This window comes from Cupriavidus phytohabitans, assembly GCF_017815025.1.
Classification (GTDB): domain Bacteria; phylum Pseudomonadota; class Gammaproteobacteria; order Burkholderiales; family Burkholderiaceae; genus Cupriavidus.
Genome location: NZ_JAGIQB010000116.1, coordinates 1 through 6,343 on the forward strand (window position 1 = coordinate 1; position 6,343 = coordinate 6,343).

Consider the following 6,343-nt stretch of genomic DNA (forward strand, 5'->3'; position numbering starts at 1 on the left):
TTCTCAGCGGAAAGCTCCACCGCCCTCTACTCCGCGCCTCAAATTCCCCGCCTGTACACCAGTTTCGACTTTAGCTCCTTCATTCACGCGCAGTTGCAGAAGGCGCTCGACGATGTGGCCGAAATCTTCATCAAGGTCATGCGCAAGCTCGAGGGCCTCGCCAGGACCCGACTGCAACAATATCAACTCGCGCATGCGGACGCCTTGGAAGACCTGGTCAGCCAGTTCCGCGATGTGCTGCAGGTTCTGGAGGATGACGGCATTGCCGAAATCTTCCGGCTGGATAAGGTGCGTGAGGTCCTCGGTAACGATGCAGCAGCTACGCTTGCCCGCTGCAATGAGCATATCGCGTACGCTGGAAACTTCGATCTTCCATTCATGCTCGCGCCATACCGCCAGCAGCGCTCCCTGCTCTTTCAGTGCCTTGAGGTCTTGCCGCTCAAATCCAGTTCGCAGGACAAAACAGTCTTGGTGGCATTGGCCTGGATACAAGGCTTCCGGACCTCGCACCGCGAACATTTGCACCTTACGGACGACGATCTACTGAACCTTCCGCTCGACTGGCTACCGGCCAAGTGGGAGAAAGCCATCTTTCCGGATGGCCGGAGTAGTCGTCTGCTCCATCGTAGGTACTTTGAGCTGTGCGTGTTCGATCAGGTCATGCGTGAGCTAAGCTCGGGCGATCTTTACGTGGAGGGCAGTGACCGCTTTGACGACTTCCGCCTACATCAGGTATCCGAGGAGGTGTTCGAACGGGAGTTACCGCATTACTGTGAGATCGTTGGCCTGCCAACGGATGGTGAGAACTTCGTCAGAACACTATCGGACAGACTGAGCACGGCACTCGACGAGGTGGATGCCAACTTCCCCGAGAACGACGGCATCGAATTCGGAGAACAGGGGCTGATCATCCACCGGCCCGGCAAGGCACCTGACCCGCCCAACATGATGCTGATCGACCAGGCTATCACCGCATCGATGCCGCAGATCAGCATCCTTGACGTGCTGACCGAAACGGAGCAATGGCTCAATCTGCATAGGCTTTTCGGCCCACTGTCCGGCTTCGATGCCAAGCTCGATGACCCTCGCAAGCGAGTTATCTGCACGCTGTTCTGCTACGGTTGCAACCTGGGCGCGAGCCAGACGGCTCGGTCCGTCAAGGGGTTGAGCCGCAAGCAAATTGCCTGGCTGAACCTGCATCACGTCACGGAAGAGCGGCTCGACAAGGCCATTGTGAAGGTCATCAACGCATACAATCAATTCGCGCTGCCTAAGTACTGGGGCAGTGGCAAGCGCGCGTCCGCAGATGGCACGAAGTGGACTCTGTATGAGCAGAATCTGCTATCGGAGTACCACATCCGTTATGGCGGGTACGGCGGAATTGGCTACTACCATGTCTCCGACATGTACATCGCACTCTTCAGCAACTTCATTCCGTGCGGCGTGCATGAGGCGGTGTACATCCTGGACGGCCTCATCAGAAATGGCTCTGAGATTCAGCCGGATACCATTCACGGCGACACCCAAGCGCAGAGTGGGCCGGTGTTTGGCCTGTCCTACCTGCTGGGCATCAATCTGATGCCGCGCATGCGCAATATTAAGGATCTGGTGCTATACAAGGCGGACCGACGCCGACGATACGACCATATCGAGCGCCTGTGCCGCCGGTCCATCGACTGGGACCTGATCCAACGACACTACCCTGACATGATGCGGGTCGCCGTCTCGATCAAGGCCGGCAAGATGACGCCGTCGACCATTCTGCGCCGGCTGGGATCGGAGAGCACGAAGAATAAGCTTTACTTCGCGTTCCGGGAACTGGGCCGCGTTATCCGCACGCTGTTCTTGCTGAAGTATCTGAACGACCCGGAGCTCCGGCGCACTATTCATGCCGCGACCAACAAGAGCGAGCAGTTCAATGACTTCGCGCAGTGGTTGATGTTTGGCGGCGACGGCGTCATCGCCGAAAATCTGCGGCACGAACAGCGCAAGGTGATCAAGTACAACCAGCTGGTCGCCAACATGGTCATCCTCCACAACGTTCAGTGGATGTCGCGCAAGCTCAAGGATTTGCAGGAGCGCGGGCATCCGGTGAATGCCGACGTCCTCAAGGCGTTGTCGCCTTACCGGCGCGAGCACATCAACCGGTTCGGCGATTACCTGCTCGACCTGCAGCGGCGCGTGCCGCCATTCGACCCATCGATCGATTTCGTATTTAAATCAGCGGCTTAGCGAAGATGTGGCGGATTTTTTTCGAATCCCGGCCATCCCTCTGGATGCCGCGGAACACCTTGCGCACCACCGGCGCCTTGGTCGGGTCGGGGAAGCCCTGCTCGAGATGCCATTGCGCCAGGGCGGCCAGGCGCTGCCGCAGCGTATTGACCGACAGCGTCTCGGCATGGTCGGCCAGGTAGCGCGCGATGCTGTCGGCGGTCGCCGGCAGGAAGCCGCCCCAGCTGACCTCGAAGTGCCGCACCGCCGATTGGTAGCTTTGCCGCGTGTTGTCGCGGGTGGCGGCGCGCAGGTACTGATCGAGCTTGCTCATCGGGGGCTCCCTGTCACTGGCCGAAGGGCCGTATTACGGATCAAAGCGGCCAAAGGCGGCCCGAATTTGCGCATGATACCGGATAACGCCGCCTTATCCGGTGTCAGTTTCCCCTCAAATCATCGTTGTCATGCGCCCACTTTTGTTATGTAATTACGTGGTATGTAATCCATTATGATATATTGAGGACGCCCGATGGCCCGCACCGGACTCTACAAATCCGACGTGAAAAAGGCGCGCGACGCGCTCATCGCGCAAGGCAAGCACCCGTCGGTCGACGCCGTGCGCATCGCGCTCGGCAATACCGGCTCGAAGACGACCATCCACAAGTACCTGCGGGAACTTGACACCGAGGACGGCGGCGCCGCCGGCCGCAAGGCGTCGATAAGCGAGGCGTTGCAGGATCTGGTGGAGCGGCTGGCCGCGCAATTGCAGGAGGAAGCCAACGCGGGGATTGATGCCGCGCGCGCCGAGCACGCGGAACAGGAACGCCGGCACACGCAGCATCTGGCCGCCGCGCACCGCGACGCCGAGCAATTGGGCGGACAGGTGCAGCGCGTCGAGACGGCCCTGCAGCAGGAGCGAGACGCGCACGGCCGCGCCCGCGAGACGCTGCAGCAAGAAACGATCGCGCGCCACACCGCCGAGCAGCAGGTCGCTGACCTCAAGGAGCGGCTGGCCGAGAACGAAGCCCACCGGCGCTCCCTCGAGGAAAAACACCAGCACGCGCGCGAAGCCCTCGATCACTACCGCCAGGCGGTCAAGGACCGGCGCGACCAGGACCAGCGCCGGCACGAGCAGCAACTCCAGCAACTGCAGGCCGAATTACGCCAGGCGCAGCAAACCATCGTCGTCAAGCAGGAGGAAGTCACCCGCCTGAACCAGGAGGGCGCGCGCCTGGTGGCCGAACTGTCCCATACGCGCCAGGCTCTTCAGCAGGCGCAAGAATTCAGTCGGCGCCAGGCGCAAAAGCTAGAAACGCTGCAGCCGATCGAGCAGCGCAACGGCGTGCTGGCGGCGCAGCTCGCCGACAAGGATGCCCACGCCCAGGCGCTGGAGGAACAATTGGCGGCAGCGTTGGCACAAGCTGGCAGCCTGTCGACCCAGGTGCGCGAGCTTGAGCTGGCCTTGGCACAGTCCCAGGCCAAATGCGAGGCGCAGCAAGGCATCGTGCAGGAGTTGCGCAGTTATCTCCAGCCTGCCGCCAGAACGACATAAAAGCCTCATTCTTTATGACTTTTAGGCTTATGTGTCATTTCCGGCTTTATCCCGGCATGACCCCATCCCCGCTGGCGCCCGGCTCCGCGACCGCTGTTTCCCCGTCAGCGTGCGCCACGCACTACCTGAGTTTGTTCGATCCGTGGGCGACTGGGCCCCTGCTTCTGCGCCAAATCGTGGCGCTGTTTGAGGAACTGCGCCACAATCGCGCCACTCTCGTCTCCAAACCGCGCCACGCGCTCGCTCTATGTCAACCGCCCACCCACTGCTTCAAAGCATTCGAACAGCCCCTGCTGGCCTGACGCTCAGTGAGTTGCTCGCAGCGCATCCCGACGTTGCGCGGCGCACCGCGCAGCGCTGGATCAGCCAATGGATCGATGGCGGACAGGTCTCGGCCGTCGGCGAAGGGCGCGCCCGGCGTTATTTCGGCAAGATGACAACGGTGATTGCCGCGACCGCCGAGGACGACGACCGCTTCCCGGTTTTCATCCCGCTTTCGGCCGACAGCCGCGACATCGTCGCGTATATCGACCAGCCACCGGAGGCGCGCAAACCAGTGGGTTACCAACGCGACTTCCTTGACGCCTATCGCCCCAATGTCACACGGTATCTGTCGGACTCGCTTCGGCGCCAGCTTCACAAGATGGGCAAGACGGCGCAGGCCACTGCTCCAGCCGGAACTTATAGCCGGGCGATTCTGAACCGGCTGCTGATCGACCTGTCATGGGCCTCGAGTCATTTGGAGGGCAACACCTATTCACGCCTGGATACCCGTGAGCTGATCGAGCATGGCACGGCGGCCCAAGGCAAGGCGGCCATCGAAACCCAGATGATCCTCAACCACAAGACCGCCATCGAACTGCTGGTCGAGAACATCGGTACGGTTGGTTTCGATCGCTATACCCTGATGAACCTGCATAGTGCCTTGTCGGAAAACTTGTTGCCCAACCCGGCCGACGAAGGCCGGCTCCGCCAGCACGCGGTGGACATCGGCAAAAGTGTTTACCGCCCACTGTCTGCCCCGCAGCAGATTGAAGAAGTCCTGGATGTCCTGCTCGACAAGGTGAATCAGATTGTGGATCCTTTCGAACAGTCATTCTTCGTGTTGGTGCACGTGCCCTACCTGCAGCCCTTCGCGGACGTCAACAAACGCACCTCACGCTTGGTCGCCAATCTGCCGCTGTTCCGTGCCAACCTTTGTCCGCTCACGTTTCTGGATGTGCCGGAGCAAGCTTATAGCCGGGCCATCCTGGGCCTGTATGAGATGACCCGCGTGGAATTGCTGCGCGATCTCTTCGTTTGGGCCTACGAGCGCTCAACCCAAGAGTATCTGGCCATCAAGCAAAATCTGGCCGAACCCGACCCGCTACGGCTCGCCTGGCGTGAGGTGATCAAACAAGCGATCCGGGACGTCGTGCTGCAACCCGATCAGGATGCGCTATCCGTGATTCGGCAGGGCGTCATGGCAACCGTGCCAATCACCGACCGTGACAACGTGCAAGCGCTTGTCGTCGAAGAACTCCGGCGGCTGCACGAAGGCGTACTCGCCCGCTACGGCTTGCGCCCTTCGGAATTTGTCGCATGGAAGGCGGCCCAGGTGACGGGCCGCCCGAACTAATGGCATTGCAATGCCTGACGGGAGGGATTCGAGTCTAGGGTGCCGGCATGGGAACCGCGAGCCGCGATGTTGGCCAGCACCTCAATGCTGCGACAACTTTTGGGCACAGCCCGCTGTCGACGACCAGCGGCTACCTGTACAGCGAGGAGGATGCCCGGCACAAGGCGACACAGGGGCGGCATCGGATTGGCTGGACCCACAAGGGCTAATACCCCCACCCAACTTCTCCGAGATCACGGCCAGCCAGCTTCAGGCAAGGCGAACGGTATTTTCACGGCATCGTGAAAATATATCCGAGCCTACCCTTCATAGTCCCGACGTGACATCACGACCGACAACCCCCTCGCCTGCTGGCTCCATCCTTTGTTGGGTTTGGTAGCGCGGCGATTAATTGCATTTTCCGTAGGCGAAAATAAAACATCAGTGCACAACAACGCGCCGGTGGAGGTTTGCGCAAGCTCTGCGAAGCAACTCATTAAAGGCGATCGCCCTTTCCTAACGGAGCCTTTGGCCACATGCACAACAGCATGCAAAAAAAGGCCGGGACCCGCGCCTGCAAATTTTTTGACCTCGCAGCGATCCGGATTTCGTGGATGTTGCCAAGTCCATAAGTACTTCCTTCTCAGCGGTCTTGCAGCAGCCAAGTAGCCGACCCGAGCACGAGCGCGGCGCTGCCGATGCTCACAAGTACAAACGCTAGGTTCGCCCGCAGGCTGATGACCAGGGTAGGAATACCGCTGAAGCGAGCTGCCATGACGCTGATCACAGAAAACGGCGTGACGATGATGGCAAGCCCCCAGCCTACCAAAACGGTACATACATGAACTAATGACGGCAGGTTAAGAAGCATGGGAGAAAGACTGGAGCCGACCAAGATAGCACTAAGGAATCGCTGATCAATGAGGTTTGCGGTTGATGTTGCGAAAGCCGTGGTCTTCGGCTTTCGCAATACGGGAGAGAAC

General features: G+C 60.1%; 4 protein-coding genes and 1 pseudogene. 3 read left to right on the forward strand and 2 right to left on the reverse strand.

What is annotated here, in order from left to right; all coding sequences use genetic code 11:
- Positions 1-2,232 (forward strand): Tn3 family transposase (locus J8I34_RS32895; RefSeq protein WP_245176319.1); only part of this gene is annotated, 2,232 nt, incomplete at its 5' end.
- Here J8I34_RS32895 and J8I34_RS32900 read toward each other — a convergent pair.
- The gene (locus tag J8I34_RS32900; protein ID WP_209808394.1) at positions 2,216-2,545 is read right to left on the reverse strand and encodes a hypothetical protein; all 330 of its coding nucleotides are present in this window, start codon (positions 2,543-2,545) and stop codon (positions 2,216-2,218) included. The genes J8I34_RS32895 and J8I34_RS32900 overlap by 17 nt on opposite strands.
- Positions 2,546-2,740: 195 nt before the next feature.
- Between J8I34_RS32900 and J8I34_RS32905 the strand changes: the two genes are divergently transcribed.
- Both J8I34_RS32905 and J8I34_RS32910 read left to right on the forward strand, forming a co-directional pair.
- Positions 2,741-3,763 carry a DNA-binding protein gene (locus tag J8I34_RS32905; RefSeq protein ID WP_209808396.1) on the forward strand — a complete coding sequence of 341 codons (1,023 nt, stop codon included), beginning with the start codon at positions 2,741-2,743 and terminating at the stop codon, positions 3,761-3,763.
- 247 nt (positions 3,764-4,010) lie between these two features.
- A complete protein-coding gene (locus J8I34_RS32910; protein ID WP_209808398.1) occupies positions 4,011-5,381 on the forward strand; it encodes a Fic family protein in 1,371 nt (456 codons plus the stop codon).
- A 622-nt stretch (positions 5,382-6,003) separates the two neighbouring features.
- Here J8I34_RS32910 and J8I34_RS32915 read toward each other — a convergent pair.
- Positions 6,004-6,343, reverse strand: a pseudogene (locus tag J8I34_RS32915) (hypothetical protein); the annotation flags it as partial.